Origin of the sequence: Asticcacaulis excentricus CB 48 (assembly GCF_000175215.2) — a bacterium.
In the GTDB taxonomy this organism is placed as follows: domain Bacteria; phylum Pseudomonadota; class Alphaproteobacteria; order Caulobacterales; family Caulobacteraceae; genus Asticcacaulis; species Asticcacaulis excentricus.
In genome coordinates, this window is sequence record NC_014817.1 from 870,278 (window position 1) to 887,338 (window position 17,061).

Below are 17,061 nucleotides of genomic sequence, written 5' to 3' on the forward strand. Positions count from 1 at the left end.
AAGCGGCTGACTCAGCTTGGCGCTGTCAGCGGGGCGACCTGACCGATACCTGCGCGGTTTCGTTCAGTTTCAGTTCAGCCAGACCGGCGCATAGTGAAAGCAATCGGAGAAAAGCGTCTCCGTCCATGCGTAGGGCGGCAAAAAAATCGCCGTCATCGAGGAAACCATGACTTACCGGTCTTCCAAATCCCTGAGACTGAGCGCCACAGCCCTGAGCGCGGTCATCGCCCTGTCTCTTCCCCTGTCGTCGGCCCCGGCCTTTGCCGGCACCTATCAACCGGCGCAACGCAATCTGGATCAGCGCAGCGAGGCCCCGCCGGCGCCGCAGCCGCGTCCGCAGGTGAGCGAACCGCGTGCAGAACGCGGTGACCGAGGGGGTGATCGTGGAGGCGACCGCGGCAGTGACCGGGGTGGCGAGCGCGGCCCGCGCGGCGGCGGTGAGTCACGCGGTGACACTGGCGGTGGCTGGAACCGCGGTGACACTCCGCGCAACACCACTACGGGCAGCGGCTGGAACCGTCAGCCGGGTCAGGACAATACGGCCGGACGCCCGGATCGTACCCCCGGCGGCAATGCGGGGGGCAACACCGGCGGCTGGCAAGGTCCCCCCGACCGTATTGACAGCCGTCCGGAGACGCGACCTGAGACGCGACCTGAAACACGTCCGGAAACCCGGCCCGGTAATGACGGGCGCTGGAACGGCGGGCGCGACACCACGCCCGGCGGCTGGACCGGCAACCGCGGTAACGACAACCGGGGCGGCTGGGACAATCGCGGCGGAAATTCGGGTCGCAATGATCGTAATGAGCGCGATTGGGGCCGTAATGACCGCAATGATCGTGACCGTGGCGGCTGGGACAACCGGGGCCGCAATAATGACAGCCGCTATAGTGGCGGCTGGGACGGTCATGACTCTGACCGCAACGGCTGGTCGTCGCGCCACGCCTATAACTGGCGCACGCATCGCGATTTCCGTTCCTATACGGGGGTGCGCATAGGCTTCTATTTCGCCCCGCGTTACGGCTATTACCGCGTGCCGAGCGAGTATTACGGCTATCGCTACGACTATGGCGACTACCTGCCGCGCTACTTCTACAGCTATCGCGTCTATGACCCGGACTTCTATTTCCTACCGCGCAAGCCCTATGGCTGCGAATACTATTTCGTGGGCAGCGACATTGTTCTGGTCGATCTGCGCACCGGTCGTATCATCGACGTCTTTTACGACGTGTTCTGATCCGGCGCTCAGACTCAATAGGCCAGCCCCCTCCGGTCCTGCCGGAGGGGTTTTTTATGCCCGCCTTACATAGACGCTTCTGCCTTCCGTTCCTGAGCTTATCTTTCCGGCACATTTCAGCCCGAAAACCGACGTTTCCTGACGGGGTGGACAACCCTTGTGAGGACAGCCCCATGAAACGCGCACTTCTTCTTTCCGTATCCCTGATGGCCGCTGCGGCCGCCCTGCCCGCCTCGGCCCAGCTTCTGGGTGGTCAGGGCAGCGTCACCGGCGGCCTGACCGGTCAGGTGGACAGCACGCAATCCAGCGTCGGCGGCAGCCTGGGGGCGCAGGGCCAGATCGGCGTCGATGCATCCTCCACGATCGACAGCGCCACCGGCACCGCTCAGGACGCAGCTACCCGCGCCCGCTCCGGCGTCGAAACCACCGCCAACTCGGCCTATAATGCCGCCCATAAGGCCAAGCATAAGCCACAGACAACCACACAGTCCGCGGTGAACAGCGCCGCGCAGGCCGCGCCTTCGACCGAAGCCAATGCCAGCGTCTCCGGCAATGCCAGTGTCAGCAGCGACGGTGCCTCGGCTCAGGTCGGCGCCCAAAGCGACGCCAAGGTCGAGAAGTAACCTCACGCACAGGCCCATAAAAAAAAACGCCTCCGGATGCTCCGGAGGCGTTTTTTTTTACATCAGGCCCTGGCCATCCCAATCAGCGCCTTCCAGCTAAACTTGCCGCCGCCCAGTGCGCCCTGCTTGAAGGCGCGGGCCCCCAGCCGGATCATCAGCCACGCCATAGCTCCCATGCCGGCCAGTGTCGCCAGAATCTCCCACCACGGCGCGCCACCCAAAACGCGCAGCGGCATCAGGAAGGGCGTGAACAGCGGCACCCAGGACAGGTAGCGGATCAGCGGCAGGTCGGGCGACATCAGCGCCGCCTGAAGGCTCATCATCGGGATCATAAGCACCACCACGATCGGCCCCATGATCGCCTGCGCTTCTTTCTGCGTCTCACAGAAGGAACCGATAGCGATAAAGGTGATGCCGTACATCAGATAGCCACCGACAAAAAACAGCAGCATGGGCACGATGGCTTCGACCTTGAACACCGCGCCCGCCAACACGTGCACATTGTTCATCATCTCCGGCGGCATAAAGGCCAGCCCGTAGCCCATAATGCCGGCGGCCACCGCGCTCCATAGCCCGGCCACCGTCAGCAGCACCATGAACACGCCCAGCACCTTACCAACCAGCAGGCTGCTGGCCGGGGCTGAGGTCAAAAGCACCTCCAGCACGCGTGAGGATTTTTCTTCGATCACCCCCGACAGCAGGATGACCGAAGACGAGAAAATCGACATCCAGGTGAGGTAGCTGAGGACGATGCCGACAAAGTGCGGGCCGTTTTCTTTCAGCGACTCGGTAAAGGACGCCTTGTCATCGGCACCGGCGGCGGCAATGGCCGGGGTTAGGCTGCTGATCTCGGCCCGCGTCTCACGCAAGGCGGTGGCGACCTGCGGGTCCACGCCCTTTTGTTTGGCCAGATAGGCCGATTGCAGGGCGTGCAGGTCCCAGCGCAGATAGGTTTCCAGTGATTTGCCCTTGGTCTGCGACGACCACAGGTGGAAGGCCAGATGCGGTTCAGGCGTCTTTGCGACATAGGCGACGATCACCTGATCGACGCTGCGGTTTTCCGCCTGCATCAGTTGCGACAGGCGCGCCTCGGCGGCCGCCAGTGTCATGTCCGGCGTCAGTCCTTCCGGCAACGGGACGGCCTGATAGTCACGGCGACTGGCCATCTGGCGCAGGGCCTGACGCGCCGAAACGCTGGGGGCCGCCTCGTGCAGAGCGGCGACGGCAGGGTCCGGCCTATCCAGCAGGGCCTGCAAGGCCGGGGTCAGGTTTTCGCCGCTGAGGTCGAGGATGGCGACGCGGCTGGCCTCTTCGCCACCGCTGCGGCTCATCAGTATGGGAATAAACACCGATCCGGCCATCAGCACGGGCAGGACCAGCAGAGACAGCCAGAAGCCGACCGTCTTGACGAAGGCGAGATATTCGCGGCGCGCGATCAGCAGCGTCTTCATGTCGGTTCTCCGCCATTGGTCAGGACAATAAAGGCGTCGTGCAGGGTCGGCTCATGCGCTTCGAAGCGGCGCACATCCAACCCGCCGACCAGCACCGTCTTCAGCGCCTCATTGGGCGTGACACCGGGCAGGAAGCGCAGACGCCAGCGGCAGGCACCCTCTTCGCCTGCGCCGGCGTCGATCACTTCGGACACGCCGGGCAGACCGGTGACTTGCTCACGGGTCAGTGCCCCTTCCAGTTCCAAATAGCGCGGCGCACGTTCGCGTGCCTGACGCAGCGTGCCTTCGAACACCTTGCGCCCCTTGGTCAGCATGACGACGTTTTCGCACAGGCGCTCGGCATGGGCCATAACGTGGGTGGAAAAGAGCACGGTCGCGCCCCGCTTGGCCAGGTCGCGGATCATGTCCTCCAGCCCCTGCTGATTGACCGGATCAAGCCCTGAAAACGGCTCATCGAGGATGACCAGTTCCGGTTCGTGGACCAGACAGCCGATCAGCTGCACCTTCTGCGACATGCCCTTCGAAAGGGACTTGATCGGCTTATACATAAATTCGCCGAGGCCCTGCGCCGTCAGAAGCTCAATCGCCTTCTTGCGCGACGCCGAGGCCTTCATGCCTTTCAGCCCGCCCAGAAAGACGATCATGTCCACGGGTGACATCTTGCGATACAAGCCGCGTTCTTCGGGCAGGAAGCCGATGCGGTCGAGCACCTTGGCGCCCTCACCGCCCAGCACGCTTATGGTCCCGGCGCTCGGCTGCGACAGACCCAGCATCATGCGCACGCTCGACGTCTTGCCCGCGCCGTTCGGCCCCAGGAAGCCACAGATCGAGCCGCGCGGCACGCGAAAGCTCAGATCCTGCACCGCGGCGAAGTCGCCGTAATATTTGCTTACCCCCTCAAGACTGAGGGCATAGTCGGACGCCATACGGTCCCCCTTTTGTTTAAGGCACATTCTCACGCACAGGTCGGTGGCGCAAGGGCACGCTGGGGATAAGAGGCTGAGGCCATTGGAAACGCATAAGACACATTGCGGACACGTCAGGAGGGCCTCAGTGGTGTGACCGGTTGTGTAAGTGCCCGATGCGGCTCTGAGGCGTTTCGGGCGCAAAATGAGGAAAATTAAGCGTCTTTTTATGCCGCGCATAAAGAAGATAAGCCGGGGCTAAAGGCGGGGCTGCGGTTTGCAAGGGCGGTAAAATTGAGAAACCGGCGCGGGGGTGAGAGAGTCAGGATCAGGTTCAACACCAGAGTTTCACCCCCATCTCCTGAGGACCATCATGACCCGCCTTCTCACCACCGCCGCTACCGCCGCCTTCCTGCTCGTCGCCCCGACGGCTTTCGCTCAGGACATGTCCGCCCAGCCCAACGCCATGCCGCAAACCGACGCGACACAACAAGCGATGGCCGCCAAGCCGGAAAAGCAGGCCCCGACGGCCAAGCAGGACCGCAAGTCGCAGAACGCCGCTACCGCGGAACTGAACGCCCAATCGCTGCGCGCCGCTCAGGCGGCTGACGTCTCGACCGAGGCCAGCACCACGACCAGTGCTCCGGCTCTGGACACGAGCGCCACGCCGACCATGGGCGATCCGGCTCAGCCGACGCAACCGGCCACCGATCCGATGCAGGACCCGGCCAACCCGGCGCCCATAACCAACCAACCGCAGGCAGGCGATCCCAATGCCCCGGTGCCGCCCCAGCCGAAAACCCATGAGCCGGTCACCAAGGACCAGCCGACGACTAATTAATAACGAAAAAGCCCCGCCGGTTTGAACTGACCCCCCAAACGTTGGACACCAGCTTTTGGGGGGTCAGTTCAAACCGGCGGGGCTTTTTCTTGTGTATTTAAAGACCCAGTTTGGTTTTCAGCAGATCGTTGACCGCCGCCGGATTGGCCTTGCCTCCGGTGGCCTTCATGACCTGACCGACAAACCAGCCGATGGCCTGCGGCTTCTCTTTCGCCGCCTCGGCCTTCTCGAGGTTGGCGGCGATGATCTCGTCAATGGCCTTCTCAATCGCACCGGTATCCGTCACCTGCTTGAGACCGTGTTTTTCGACGATCTCGGCCGGGGTGATGGTGCCCTTGCCTTCCCACATGTGCTCGAACACCGTCTTGGCGATCTTCGAGGAAATGACATTGGTTTCGATCAGCTCGACCAGCCCGGCAATTTGCGCCGGCGGCAGCGGGCTCTGTTCGATCTCCAGCCCGTCCTTGGTCAGACGCGCCAACAGCTCGTTCGTCACCCAGTTGGCGACCAGCTTGGCGTCACGGTCTTTCGCTGCGGCCTCGTAATAGTCGGCGCGCGCCTGCTCGGTGACCAGCACGGTGGCGTCGTACTGGCTGAGGCCATATTGTGTCATCAGACGCTGACGCTTGTCGTCCGGCAGTTCCGGCAGAGACTTTTTGATGTCCTCGATCCAGGCCAGCTCCAGCTCCAGCGGCAGCAGGTCGGGGTCGGGGAAGTAGCGATAGTCGTGCGCCTCTTCCTTGGACCGAAGCGAGCGCGTTTCGACCTTCACCGAATCGAACAGGCGGGTTTCCTGCGTGATGGTGCCGCCGTCCTCGATAATTTCGATCTGACGACGGGCTTCGTATTCAATGGCCTGCTGCATGAAGCGGAACGAGTTGACGTTCTTGATTTCGCAGCGCGTGCCAAACTCCGCGCCGGGCTTACACACCGAAACGTTGACGTCGGCGCGCATATTGCCCTTTTCCATGTCGCCGTCGGACGTGCCGAGATAGACGAGGATGGTGCGGATCTTCTTGAAATAGGCCACAGCCTCTTCGGCCGAGCGGATATCCGGCTTGGAGACAATCTCCATCAGCGCAGTGCCCGCCCGGTTCAGATCGACATAGGTGTTGTTTGGATCGAGGTCGTGGATCGACTTGCCCGCATCCTGTTCCAGATGCAGGCGCTCGATCCGCACCGTCTTCTGCGTGCCATCAGACAGGTCGATCAGCACCTCGCCCTCCCCCACGATGGGGTAAAAGAGCTGCGAAATCTGATAGCCCTGCGGCAGGTCAGGATAGAAGTAGTTTTTGCGGTCAAAGCGCGAATGCGGGTTGATCTGCGCCTTCAGGCCCAGACCTGTCTTCACCGCCTGCTCGACGCAAAAGCGGTTCAGCACCGGCAACATGCCGGGGAAGCCCGCGTCCACAAGGCTCACCTGTTCATTGGGGCCCGCGCCGAAGCCTACGGCGGCACCCGAAAACAGTTTGGAGGTCGAGGCGACCTGAGCGTGAATCTCAAGGCCGATAACGAGTTCCCACGGGCCGGTGCGGCCCTGGATATATCTGGAGGCAGAGTCGGTCATATTCACCCTATAGCGGGGCCAGCTTTCACAGGGAAGAGGACGGTGAAGAAATTGCATCCGACAGCGCACGCTCCGACGCAGGCGGCGGCACATAGAGGCGGATCGTCGTGCCGCTGCCCGGTGCCGAGACGATATCGATGCGTCCGCCAATCATCTGGGCGCGGCGGCGCAGGTGGCTTAAGCCCCGCCCGGCAGAGGCGCGCTCATCGGTGGCAAAGCCCACCCCGTCATCGCTGAGCGTCAGGATAAGCCAGCCCGGCTGATCCGGGTCGGCACGCAGGTTGAGGTCGATGGTCTTCGGTTGCGCGTGTTTGAGCGCATTGGTAACCCCCTCCTGCAAAATACGGTAAATATTAAGAATTTCGTTGGGCCGATAGCCTCGCGGCTCCGCTTCCAGCGCATTGCGCCAGTTGAGTTCCACCCCCACCACCTGAAGACGCGGGCGCATCCGTTCCCGGAAGATGGCCAGCCCAACCTCAAGGGAATCCCCCATCGAATCCATCGAGTCGATGATCAAGCGCAGGTCATCGACGGCGGCCTGAATATTGATGCGCATCGTCTCTGCCGGCACGGGCCCCAACTTGAGCTGCATCAGCAGACTGACCAGATGCCCGCCCACCCCATCGTGCATGTCGCGGATCAGGCGCTGACGCTCGGCATTGACGGCATTGAGCTGCTCCTGCTCCTGAAGGCGGGCATAGGAGTCTCGGATTTCGGCCTCACGGTCGCGCACCTGCCGCGCCAGATCATCGCGCTGTTCTTCGGCAGTGCCATAGAGCTCAAAGCCGCGCGTCACCAGGTCGATAGCGATCCCAGCAATGATCACGAAGGGGAAGTAGAGCCCCGCCGTCAGCGGCCGCGCTAGACCGAACAGGCCGTGGTAGAGATCATAAAGCGTCGTCACCAGCCCGATCGACAGAAAGGGGAAGGAACGCAACAACAGTTGCGGCTGAGACTTCGCCAGCGCCCACATGCGACGCAGGAAATAGGCGGAACAAACGAGGATGAGCACAGTCTCGGTCACCGTCGGCAACCCGCTCTGCTTTGCGGCCCACCCGATCAGCAGCAGCGCCACATCCGCCAGCGTAACGCCAATAATGATCGGCGTATGTCGATCCGGAGCCGAGGTCCAGTTTTTTAGGAAATAGGCTGTCGCCCCCATGGTCAGCCCTGAAATGATCGACAACAGCGTGTCATGCAGCGCATCGGGCAAAACGCTGCCGTACCACATGAAACTGGCCCCCCGCACCGCTAGTGCCGCCATAAACAAGGCAACGCTAAGGAACAGGCGGTTATAGCCGCTGATCGGCAACAGTGCGGCGGCGATCATGCTCAGCAGAGTGGCCGCGATCACCGTAATCAGCGGCATACCGAAGGTGGTCATCAGGCGATGATCCTGAAGCTGACGCAAATCCGTCTCCGGGCCAAACAGCACGCCCTTCATATGCGGCTGACAGCCATTTGCCACCGCAAGAATATCGACCCGATTTTCGCCTGAGCGCAGCATGTCGGGCGTCAGGCTCAGTAGTTGCGGCCGCGAACCGTCGTGACTGGACGGAAAACCAAGTTGCCCACGCGGCATTGTCAGCAGATGGCCATTGAGATAGACGGCGTAATTGTCCCGGATCACCGGCAGGAACAGGGCCTCAAAGCCGCGGTCCGGCTGCGGCCTTAGTAGAAAGGAAATCTGATAGGCGGGAAAGGTCGCGCCGCGCACGCAAACATTGGCGAAGTCGTCCGGCATGGGGGTCATGCCGTCCGGCAGAAGCGTCATCTGGTTTAGTGGAAAGGCCTGCGGCGTCAGGCCGTCCACAGCCCGCATGTAAACTTCGCGCACGCGATAGGGTTCGGTCGTCTCCGAGGGCAAAGGTTTGCGGGCAAAGGTAAACAACAGGCCCCAGAACACGATCTGCGCCACCAGCGCCCAGCACAGGGCACGACATAGATGGGTCCAGGGCGCAGCAATAGTAAGGCGAAACATGCCTCACCATAACCGCAGGTTTGCAGAGATCACAAGCCGCCGCGCGCAACTACATGCGGATCAGGCCGCTGCGCACCGCTTCAAACACCGCTTCCGAGCGCGAATTAACCGCCAGCTTGCGGTAGATGGCCTTCACGTGCGTGCCGACCGTGTGGTGCGAAATATCCAGCACACTGGCCGCTTCCTTATAGCTCAGCCCCTTGGCCAGCAGTGAGAGAAGCTCAATCTCGCGCGGCGTGATACCTGGTGCATCTTCGGCCAGTTCCGGCTCGGCAACGACGGCCAGCGAGGCGTCCTTGCGGATATGGCGAAGCAGATAGGCCGCCACCGGGGCCGAAATGGGCGAGCCGCCGTTCAGGGTGTGGCGAATGCTGCCGATCAGTTCGCTCTCGGCGCTGTCCTTAAGTACATAGCCGTCGGCCCCAGCCGTCAGCGCCGAAATAACCGAGGTTTCATCCCCGAACACCGTCAGAATAAGGATGCGGGTTGCCAAACCCTGCTGGCGCGCTGACTTGATGATTTCAAGCCCGCTGCCGTCGCTGAGCCCCAAATCGAGAACGATCAGATCCGGACCGGTATCCAGCAGGCTCAGCCCCTCCGCCACGCTCCCCGCTTCTCCGGTCAGTCGCATGTCCGGCGCCGCCTCGATAAGAGTGGCGATATGGCGGCGAACAAAGGGATCATCCTCAATAAGGACCAGACGGGACTCGGACATGTAAACGAACTGTGCCTGTGGGTTTTTAAAATACTTTGATATCGGGTGTAACATGCTCCCCCCCCCCCTCACAATCGGGCTCACCGGTTTATGGGAGCCCCTCCCATATCGACGGTATAGTCAGGCGGTATTGTCCGTGTTTTTCTATCGCTTGTGGCTCTTCCGGAAGATGGGTCACCGCGCAATCTTTTTGGATGGCGTTTGAGTTTATTCTCGTTTCAATTTGCCCCTATTCTTCAGTGGGCCGGTGACCCCACCGGCCCTGCTTTTTTATTAAGCCATGCTCGCAGTTGTGCCTAAGACAACGCCCGGCGAAGGCCGGGCGTATTACGTTTCGGATCAAAGCAGGTTCTGATCAGATTTGATAAGAACCCGCTCTGGCGGGGCATTTCGCGCTTGCATTAGCGACGGCGGGGCGTCCATTCCACAACGCGACCATTTCGGTGCGTGTAGTAGGTGCCGTAGTACGGGCGCTGCGTGTAGTAGGCGACCGTATATCCCTTCGGGGCGGGCGGCGGGGCGTATTCACGACGGTCAAACACGTAATACTGGTTGTTGAGGCACTGTTCGACCTTGTTTTCCTTCACTTCTTCACCGATCTGATTACCGATCGCCCCGCCGACCACGGCCCCCAGAACGGTGCCTTCGGTCTTGTTGCCCTTACCGGCTACGACGTTGCCGAGGGCGGCACCCGCCACGGCACCAATCACGGTGCCCTTGGTCTTGGTGTTTTGCTGCTTGTGATAGCAGAAACCGTCATAGCGTTGCGCGGCGGCCGGGGTGGCGGCCAGGGCCCCCAGAGACAGGGCGGCAGCAAAACCACCGGCGATCATCTTCGTGGACAGTTGGGTCATAGCGATACTCCTCATATATTAAATCAGGTGTTGGACACAAACTGACACCGTCCGCCTGAACCGGGACTGAACAGTGGTGTTCAGGTGCGTTCAAAAAACTTCCGGAAATATTGAACAGAGCTGTGACGCAATTACGTCAGATGCCAACGGCATACAAAAAACCAGGCACTGCGGCCGGGTTTCTCGATCAAACTGACGTTACCTCAGCGGCGATAGCGATAATCTTCGCCGTCGCGCTTTACCCAGTACGCGCTGTAATAGGGACGCTGAGTGAAATAGGCGATGCGATAGCCGTCGGGCGGCGATGGCGGCTCATAATAGCCGCGGTCATAGACGTAATATCGGCTATTCAGGCAGTTGGCCGAAGCCGTTTCCTTTTCCTTGTTTTTCTTGGCGACCTGATTGCCAATGACGCCACCGACCACGGCGCCGAGAATCGTGCCTTCGGTCTTGTTACCCTTTCCGGCGACTACGTTGCCGAGCACGCCCCCCGCGGCGGCGCCGATCACCGTACCCTTCGTGCGGGCTGAACTGCCTTCCTGATAGCACCAGCCGTCATAGCTCTGCGCGGCGGCAGGCAAGGCGAGACTTAGGGTGGCGGCACCCAGTAACGCGCCAAACGTGTATTTAAGCGATCCGTTCATAGTGCACCTCACTTTCCGCCGTGAGAGTGGCGCGCCGACTCTAAGGTTTCGATGCGCGGTCGCCACCGCCCCATAAGAAAGCCGATAAAGCCAGCTTGACCTTAGGGCATGGCCAAAAAGCCATAGTTGGAAATCAATGTTACAAACCCGACACAGGTCCGTTGCAAAAGCGACATGCTATGCTAGCGTTCGGTTCAACTCCGGGGGAACACGGGGCACAGGGATATAAACGCTGCGGAAGGGGCAAGTTATTGCTCCGAGGACCGTCATGCACCCAATCCGATCGCGCACCGCGCGCCGTTTTTCCGCCCGTCTGGGCGGCGTCTCTTTGCTTGCCCTGACCGCGCTGGTCGGCACGGCCCACGCCGAAGACACCTCGCCCAAGGCCGAGGACAGCGCGACAACCGAAGTCGTCGTCACCGCGTCGCGCCGTCTGGAAAAGGCCAGAGACGTGCCGGTCGCCGTGTCGTCGCTGGCGGGCACCAAGCTCGATGTCATTAATTCGTCAGGCCTCGACATCCGCGTGCTGGCTTCGCGCACGCCGTCGCTGAACGTCGAATCGTCGTTCGGCCGTACCTTCCCGCGCTTCTACATCCGCGGTCTGGGCAATACGGACTTCGATCCCAACGCCTCGCAGCCGGTTTCCGTCGTCTATGACGACGTGGCGCTGGAAAACCCGATGCTGAAATCCTTCCCGATCTTCGACCTCGCCGCCGTCGAAGTGCTGCGCGGCCCGCAAGGCACGCTGTTCGGGCGCAACACGCCGTCCGGCGTCGTCAAGCTCAGCTCGGCCAAGCCGTCGGAGGTGTTTGGCGGCTATTACAGCGTTGCCGCCGGCAATCTGGGCACCGTCAATGCCGAAGGGGCCGTCACCGGTGGGCTGGGTAACGGCTTCTCCGGCCGCCTGTCGGGCATTGTTCAGCGCCGCGACGACTGGGTGACCAACCTCGCCAATGGCAAGAAGCTGGAAGGCTATGAAGACATCGCGCTGCGCGGTCAGCTGCGCTACACCAGCGGTAACTTCGAGGCCCTGCTCAACGTGCATGGCCGCACGCTGGACGGCACGCCACGTCTGTTCCGCGCCAGCGCCATCAAGCCGGGCACCAACGATTTCAACACTGGCTTCGATGTCGAAAAGATCCGCCTCGACAGCCCGTTCATCAGCCAGTCGCTCGACGCCTTTGGCACCAACCTGCAACTGAGCTACACCTTCGACGGTATGGGCACACTGCACTCGATCACCGCCTATGAGCGCGCGAAGACCGAAAGCTCCGGTGACATCGACGGCGGCGTCTCGACCATCGTCGCCCCCACCCTCTACGGCACCTTCTTCCCCGTCGCCACTGGCGGCACGACCGAGCCGGAAGAATTTTCGCAGGAACTGCGCTTTGAAACCGAGCAGTTCGGCCATTGGCGCGGTCAGTTTGGCCTCTACTACTTCGACCAGGTCCTGAAGTATAACGAGCTGGACTACCTCAACAATGGCGACGTGCGTCATAAGAACCACGGCACCAGTTTCGCCGTCTTCGGTTCGGCGGAGTATAAGGCCACCGAGGCCCTGACCCTGCGCGCCGGCCTGCGCTACACCTCGGACGAAAAGAAGGACATCGTCTGGGGCCGTGCCGTCTTCCCCGGCAAGGCTCTGCCCGTCACCACAAAGGTCGATGGCGACAACGTCTCCGGCGACCTCAGCGCCACCTACGTGATCTCGCCGACGCTCAACTGGTACGCCCGCTTCGCCACCGGCTATCTGGCCCCGGCGATTCAGGACCGCGTCAACTTCGGCGGCGTGCCGACCACGGCCGGCGAGCAGACCACGACCTCCTACGAAACCGGCTTCAAGGGCTATGCCTTTGACAAGGTGTTGCGCTACGACATCGCGCTCTATTATTTCAAGACCAAGGATCTTCAGATCACGGCCGTGGGCGGCGCGGTCAACTCGGCCAAACTGATCAATGCCAAAGAGGCGATCGGTCGCGGCATCGAAGCCGACCTGTCGTTCAAGCCGACCGACAATCTGCTGCTGACGGCCAGCGCCAGCTATAACGGCACGGAAATTCAGGACCCGGTGACTGCCGTGGCCACCTGTGGGTCGGGCCTGTGTACGCCTTTGGACCGCACCTATGTGTCGGGCGGCACACGCTTTGCCTATATCGACGGCAACCCCCTGCCCCAGGCCCCGGAATGGGTGGCCAACCTGACGGCTCAGTACGTCTGGCCGATGGGCGACGGCAGCCGCTTCTTCGTCTATGGCGACGTGGCCTACCGCTCGGAAATCAACTTCTTCCTCTATGAAGCGACCGAGTTCACCGGCAAGTCGTTCACCCAGACGGGCTTGCGTGGCGGTTACGTCACCAAGGGCGGTCTGGAAATTGCCGCCTATGTGCGCAACCTCGAAGACAATATCGTGGCCGAAAGCGGTATCGACTTCAACAACCTGACCGTCATGGTTTCGGAACCTCGCACCTATGGCCTCTCGTTGAAGAAGGCGTTCTAAGCCTGTCTACATAAATGAGAAAAGGCCGGTGTTCGCACCGGCCTTTTTTTATGGCCCTCGCCGCAGCTTAACCGCCGTGCGGCACGTAGGCCTGAAACTCCAGTTCGACCTCAGCCCCATAGGCCAGATCGCTGACACCGAAGGCGGTCCGCACCGGCAGGCGCGTCGGGTGAAAATAGGGCTTGTACAGGCGGTTAAAAGCGCTCCAGTTGGCCATGTCCTTCATCATTACGGTCGTTTTAAACACGTGTTCCAGCCCCAACCCGTAGCGGCGCAGGATAGCCTGCGAATTCGACATGATCTGACGGACCTGCGGCTCAAAGCCGTCCACCAGCCGTCCCTGCGCATCGAGGCCGATCATTGCCGATAGATAAAGGACGCAGCCGACCTGAACCGCTTCGGAAAAAGGCGAGCGGGGGTGCGGGTGCATATAGTAGGTGATACCATCCGCATGGACCGGCTTCACGGGGATTTCAGGCAAACTCATGGCTTCGACTCCGGTGATGCCCGGCAGACGCCCGCCGGGGCTGATGAAGCGATTTTGATGATCTGCGCTCGCCCTGACAAGCCCTGCACCTTTTTTTGATCCCCGATCGAGCGACAAAAAAAACGCCCTGTCGGGACCTGACAGGGCGTTGGTGGGGAATAAAAAACGTAATGGAAATTATCAAAACATAGATACTGATGCAGAGGTATCCCCGCCCCGTATCGGCGGTTTCATAACGTGATCACGGTTAAGTCGCAAGCAAAAATTTCACACTTTCAACCTTTTTGTGAAATTTTCAGACAACCGCGTTCAGACTTCAAGATAGCCATACAGGATGGCGCGGGTAATGCGCCGGTACTGCAAAGTGAGATGTTCAAGCGGGAGCAATGGATAGACCGCATTGACGCCCCGCGCCGCATCCGCCAGCATCTGCGCCAGCTCCGCGGCGCTATAATCGCCTTTGAGGCGCAACGCCCCATCCGCCGCCAGCGTGTCGATAAAGTCCGCCAAATCGGCCTGAAACGCCGTGGCCAGCTCGATCATGATGTCTGTGCAGATGCGAAATACCGTCGCCTTGATCTCCAGCGCGTGCGGAGACGGCTGGATCAGACGCCAGGTGTCCCCGTAACGGATGTCGATCATCGCGGTAAACACGTCCAGCACGTCGCCGCCCGTCTCACGAGTATGCCGGGCCGCCGCAAAGCACCTGTCTATCAGCTCCAGATTATGCTGGCGGAACATGGCACGAAAGGCGTCGTCCTTGTTCTCGAAATAGTTGTACAGCGTGCGACGCGTAAACCCGCAGCCCTCAGCCAGGGCTTCCATGGTCAGTTTTTGGAAGCCCCGGCTGAGGAAAGCGGTCTGCACGCGATTGAGGAGGTCCGGGCTCGGAGTCATGCCCCTACGTAACGCCAGATAGACAGGGTGACAACCGAGGCATGGTTAGCCCTGTACTTTTTTCGCCGCCCCGGCACACCAGCGGTAAAGCCCGGCGACGCCTGAGACGGCGAGGATCAGAGCGATGATCATGGCGGTGTGTTCGCCATAGGGGATGGGCAGAATGGCCAGCGGGGCCTTAGAGCCGGTGAAGGTGATCACCCCGGCCAGCACCACCTTGAACAGGCTTTCACCGACGATAAAGCCTGAGGCGATCAGCACGCCCAGCCGCGAAGCCGGTTCAGCCCACGGCTTACCCTGCACCAGCCGCTCAAACAGCCAGCCGCCAAAGGCCCCGACGACCACCGGCGCGGTCACCGCCGACGGCAGATAGATGGCCAACCCCACGCCCAGCGGCGGCAGGCTGTACTTGTCGTTCGTCACCTTGCGCAGCAGGAGATCAAACGCCACAAGCCCGGCGCCGATCGCGGCACCGGTCCCAAGCAGGCCCCACGGCAGGCTGCCGCCGATGGCCCCCTTGGCGAGCGTCGAGATCAGGGTTGCCTGCGGTGCCCCCAGCGGCTCGCCGGTGATGCCGCGATAGTTGGGGTCACCCGCAAACCCAAAGGCCTCATTGAGCAGATTAAGCACCAGCGGAATGACTACCGCCCCGGCGATGACGCCGATGACCAGCGCCACCTGCTGCTTCCACGGCGTTGCCCCAACCAGTTGCCCGGTCTTAAGGTCCTGAAGGTTGTCGTTACCGACGACGGCAACAGCCAGCACGAAGGTGGTCGCAAACAGGGCAAAGGCCGTCAGGGCCTGACCCACATCCGGGCCGCTGATCGTATGACCGACGGCACCGATCAGCAGGGCCGCCCCCAGCACGCTGAGGATTCCAACACCCGACACGGGCGAGTTGGACGACCCGATCAGGCCCGCCATATAGCCGCACACGGCGGCGGCCAGCAGACCGGCAATGGCCAGATAAAGCACACCCAGCGCCACCAGAGGCAGGCTGAGGCTGGCGATGGCCGTCCCGTTAAGGAAGCTCGCCATCATGAAACCGGCCGGCACCAGCAGCAGGACCGAGATCAGTCCCACCAGCGCGATCGGCAAATCCTGTTCTTCGCGCGGCAGGGCTTCGCCTCCCGACTTGCGCTTGCGATTGGCCTCAAGCGCCGACATCAGGCCCGACCACACCGGCCCTAGCAGCTTACCGATCGTCCAGATTGCCGCCGCCCCGATGGCACCGGCCCCCAGATAGCGCACCTGCGTGGACCAGATGGCTCCGGCATGGTCCGCGGCGCTGGCCTCCGGCATGGGCGTCATCGACGTCAGGATCGGTACGGCAATGCCCCAGGCGATGACCAGCCCGGTCAGCATGGCGATACCGACCGTAATCCCCATCAGGTGACCGGCCCCGATCAGGGCCAGAGAGCTTTCACCGGCAATGCCCGTCGCCGCGACCTTTCCGCCGACCTTGACCTTGAAAAAGGCCGCCAGTTCTCCGGCCAGCATCTTGGCCGCCGCCAGCGCCGAATAGGCGGCCGAGGCCACGCTGCCCAGCACCACGGCGATCAGGCCCGCCTGCCCTTCACGCGCGCCTTCGCGGGTATTGGTGCCGACCTTCAGCACTTCGGCCGCGGCCACGCCTTCCGGATAGGGCAAGGGTGAGTTGGAGACCAGGGCCCGGCGCAGCGGAATGGTGTACATGACCCCCAGAATGCCGCCGATGGCACAGGCGGCAAAGGTGATGAAGAAGGGCACCTCGCGCCACCAGCCAATGATGATCAGACCGGGTAACACAAAGATCACCGAGGCCAGCGTCCCCGCCGCCGAGGCAATCGTCTGAACGATGTTGTTTTCCTGAATGGTCGCCGATTTGAAGGCGCTCAGCAGCGCCATCGAAATGACCGCTGCCGGAATCGAGGTGGCAAAGGTCAGGCCGACCTGAAGCCCCAGATAGACCTGCGCCGCCGTAAAGACCAGCGTGATGAGGATACCAAGTATCACCCCGCGCAGGGTGATTTCGGTTTGGGGTTTGGGCGACATGATCACTCCGGGCAGCCGAACGCAAAAACCGTATCTTGCGCAACGGATTGCATCTGACAACCGCTTTTTTGTGCGTCCGACCACCCGCCACGCGGACGAAGAAACCAAATCAATCATGTTCAATCATAATTTCGGGCCCTTATGTCCGAAATGTGATCAAAATTTTTCATTGATCATATTTTTAGAGGTTGCGAGCGTCCGAAAACGCCGTAATCTGGGGATGCGCCGGACAAAAGCGGCAACTTTGCGCATCTTCGATGCCCAAAGCTCAAAATATCGGCTCAGGCCGGAATAACACTTACAGGATGGCCCGCTGCGCCTCGCAGCC

At 61.4% G+C, this 17,061-nt stretch carries 15 protein-coding genes; 5 read left to right on the forward strand and 10 right to left on the reverse strand.

All coding sequences use genetic code 11. From position 1 onward, the window contains the following. Positions 1-166: 166 nt before the first annotated feature. Both ASTEX_RS19475 and ASTEX_RS19480 read left to right on the forward strand, forming a co-directional pair. Positions 167-1,237, forward strand: coding sequence for an RcnB family protein (locus ASTEX_RS19475; protein WP_013480620.1), 1,071 nt, complete (start codon positions 167-169; stop codon positions 1,235-1,237). Positions 1,238-1,410: 173 nt separating this feature from the next. Further along, positions 1,411-1,860: a hypothetical protein gene (locus tag ASTEX_RS19480; RefSeq protein WP_013480621.1), complete on the forward strand. Its 450-nt coding sequence runs from the start codon at positions 1,411-1,413 to the stop codon at positions 1,858-1,860. 62 nt (positions 1,861-1,922) lie between these two features. Here the strand turns inward: ASTEX_RS19480 and ASTEX_RS15725 are convergent, their stop codons facing one another. Continuing rightward, positions 1,923-3,311, reverse strand: coding sequence for an ABC transporter permease (locus ASTEX_RS15725; protein ID WP_013480622.1), 1,389 nt, complete (start codon positions 3,309-3,311; stop codon positions 1,923-1,925). Next, positions 3,308-4,237 (reverse strand): ABC transporter ATP-binding protein, encoded by a 930-nt coding sequence (locus tag ASTEX_RS15730; protein ID WP_013480623.1) that lies wholly within the window; start codon positions 4,235-4,237, stop codon positions 3,308-3,310. The genes ASTEX_RS15725 and ASTEX_RS15730 overlap by 4 nt, the downstream gene beginning before the upstream one ends. A gap of 352 nt (positions 4,238-4,589) precedes the next feature. On the opposite strand from ASTEX_RS15730, the gene ASTEX_RS15735 reads away from it, so the two are divergent. Then, a complete protein-coding gene (locus ASTEX_RS15735) occupies positions 4,590-5,057 on the forward strand; it encodes a prolipoprotein diacylglyceryl transferase (protein ID WP_013480624.1) in 468 nt (155 codons plus the stop codon). A 97-nt stretch (positions 5,058-5,154) separates the two neighbouring features. Here ASTEX_RS15735 and gatB read toward each other — a convergent pair whose 3' ends face one another. From gatB to ASTEX_RS19700, 5 genes are all read right to left on the reverse strand, one after another. After that, positions 5,155-6,624, reverse strand: coding sequence for an Asp-tRNA(Asn)/Glu-tRNA(Gln) amidotransferase subunit GatB (gene gatB, locus ASTEX_RS15740; RefSeq protein ID WP_013480625.1), 1,470 nt, complete (start codon positions 6,622-6,624; stop codon positions 5,155-5,157). Between the two features lie 25 nt (positions 6,625-6,649). Beyond that, positions 6,650-8,605, reverse strand: a complete 1,956-nt coding sequence (locus ASTEX_RS15745) for a sensor histidine kinase (protein ID WP_013480626.1) — start codon at positions 8,603-8,605, stop codon at positions 6,650-6,652. 49 nt (positions 8,606-8,654) lie between these two features. Then, positions 8,655-9,320: a response regulator gene (locus ASTEX_RS15750; RefSeq protein WP_041659405.1), complete on the reverse strand. Its 666-nt coding sequence runs from the start codon at positions 9,318-9,320 to the stop codon at positions 8,655-8,657. A gap of 401 nt (positions 9,321-9,721) precedes the next feature. Continuing rightward, positions 9,722-10,174, reverse strand: a complete 453-nt coding sequence (locus tag ASTEX_RS19695; protein ID WP_013480628.1) for a glycine zipper 2TM domain-containing protein — start codon at positions 10,172-10,174, stop codon at positions 9,722-9,724. 203 nt (positions 10,175-10,377) lie between these two features. Next, positions 10,378-10,818, reverse strand: coding sequence for a glycine zipper 2TM domain-containing protein (locus ASTEX_RS19700; RefSeq protein ID WP_013480629.1), 441 nt, complete (start codon positions 10,816-10,818; stop codon positions 10,378-10,380). 268 nt (positions 10,819-11,086) lie between these two features. On the opposite strand from ASTEX_RS19700, the gene ASTEX_RS15765 reads away from it, so the two are divergent. After that, on the forward strand, positions 11,087-13,315 hold the full coding sequence (locus ASTEX_RS15765) for a TonB-dependent receptor (RefSeq protein WP_013480630.1): 2,229 nt from the start codon (positions 11,087-11,089) through the stop codon (positions 13,313-13,315). A gap of 67 nt (positions 13,316-13,382) precedes the next feature. Here ASTEX_RS15765 and ASTEX_RS15770 read toward each other — a convergent pair whose 3' ends face one another. The 3 genes from ASTEX_RS15770 to ASTEX_RS15780 all read right to left on the reverse strand — a co-directional run bounded on the left by ASTEX_RS15770 (position 13,383) and on the right by ASTEX_RS15780 (position 16,733). Next, complete coding sequence (locus ASTEX_RS15770; RefSeq protein WP_013480631.1) at positions 13,383-13,802, reverse strand: RidA family protein; 420 nt, start codon at positions 13,800-13,802, stop codon at positions 13,383-13,385. Between the two features lie 309 nt (positions 13,803-14,111). Beyond that, entirely contained in the window at positions 14,112-14,699 is a 588-nt protein-coding gene (locus ASTEX_RS15775; RefSeq protein WP_013480632.1) for a TetR/AcrR family transcriptional regulator, read from the reverse strand. 45 nt (positions 14,700-14,744) lie between these two features. Next, entirely contained in the window at positions 14,745-16,733 is a 1,989-nt protein-coding gene (locus tag ASTEX_RS15780; RefSeq protein ID WP_013480633.1) for an OPT family oligopeptide transporter, read from the reverse strand. Here ASTEX_RS15780 and ASTEX_RS20375 point away from each other — a divergent pair. Further along, positions 16,732-17,028 carry a hypothetical protein gene (locus tag ASTEX_RS20375; RefSeq protein ID WP_144004752.1) on the forward strand — a complete coding sequence of 99 codons (297 nt, stop codon included), beginning with the start codon at positions 16,732-16,734 and terminating at the stop codon, positions 17,026-17,028. The genes ASTEX_RS15780 and ASTEX_RS20375 overlap by 2 nt on opposite strands. Positions 17,029-17,061: the final 33 nt, after the last annotated feature.

Coding starts and splice junctions, on each gene's coding strand:
- ASTEX_RS19475 (WP_013480620.1), top strand. CDS start 167: ATGACTTACCGGTCTTCCAAATCCCTGAGACTGAGCGCCACAGCCCTG.
- ASTEX_RS19695 (WP_013480628.1), bottom strand. CDS start 10,174: ATGACCCAACTGTCCACGAAGATGATCGCCGGTGGTTTTGCTGCCGCC.
- ASTEX_RS15775 (WP_013480632.1), bottom strand. CDS start 14,699: ATGACTCCGAGCCCGGACCTCCTCAATCGCGTGCAGACCGCTTTCCTC.
- ASTEX_RS15730 (WP_013480623.1), bottom strand. CDS start 4,237: ATGGCGTCCGACTATGCCCTCAGTCTTGAGGGGGTAAGCAAATATTAC.
- ASTEX_RS15750 (WP_041659405.1), bottom strand. CDS start 9,320: ATGTCCGAGTCCCGTCTGGTCCTTATTGAGGATGATCCCTTTGTTCGC.
- ASTEX_RS15770 (WP_013480631.1), bottom strand. CDS start 13,802: ATGAGTTTGCCTGAAATCCCCGTGAAGCCGGTCCATGCGGATGGTATC.
- gatB (WP_013480625.1), bottom strand. CDS start 6,624: ATGACCGACTCTGCCTCCAGATATATCCAGGGCCGCACCGGCCCGTGG.
- ASTEX_RS15765 (WP_013480630.1), top strand. CDS start 11,087: ATGCACCCAATCCGATCGCGCACCGCGCGCCGTTTTTCCGCCCGTCTG.
- ASTEX_RS19480 (WP_013480621.1), top strand. CDS start 1,411: ATGAAACGCGCACTTCTTCTTTCCGTATCCCTGATGGCCGCTGCGGCC.
- ASTEX_RS20375 (WP_144004752.1), top strand. CDS start 16,732: ATGATCACTCCGGGCAGCCGAACGCAAAAACCGTATCTTGCGCAACGG.
- ASTEX_RS15735 (WP_013480624.1), top strand. CDS start 4,590: ATGACCCGCCTTCTCACCACCGCCGCTACCGCCGCCTTCCTGCTCGTC.
- ASTEX_RS15745 (WP_013480626.1), bottom strand. CDS start 8,605: ATGTTTCGCCTTACTATTGCTGCGCCCTGGACCCATCTATGTCGTGCC.
- ASTEX_RS15725 (WP_013480622.1), bottom strand. CDS start 3,311: ATGAAGACGCTGCTGATCGCGCGCCGCGAATATCTCGCCTTCGTCAAG.
- ASTEX_RS19700 (WP_013480629.1), bottom strand. CDS start 10,818: ATGAACGGATCGCTTAAATACACGTTTGGCGCGTTACTGGGTGCCGCC.
- ASTEX_RS15780 (WP_013480633.1), bottom strand. CDS start 16,733: ATGTCGCCCAAACCCCAAACCGAAATCACCCTGCGCGGGGTGATACTT.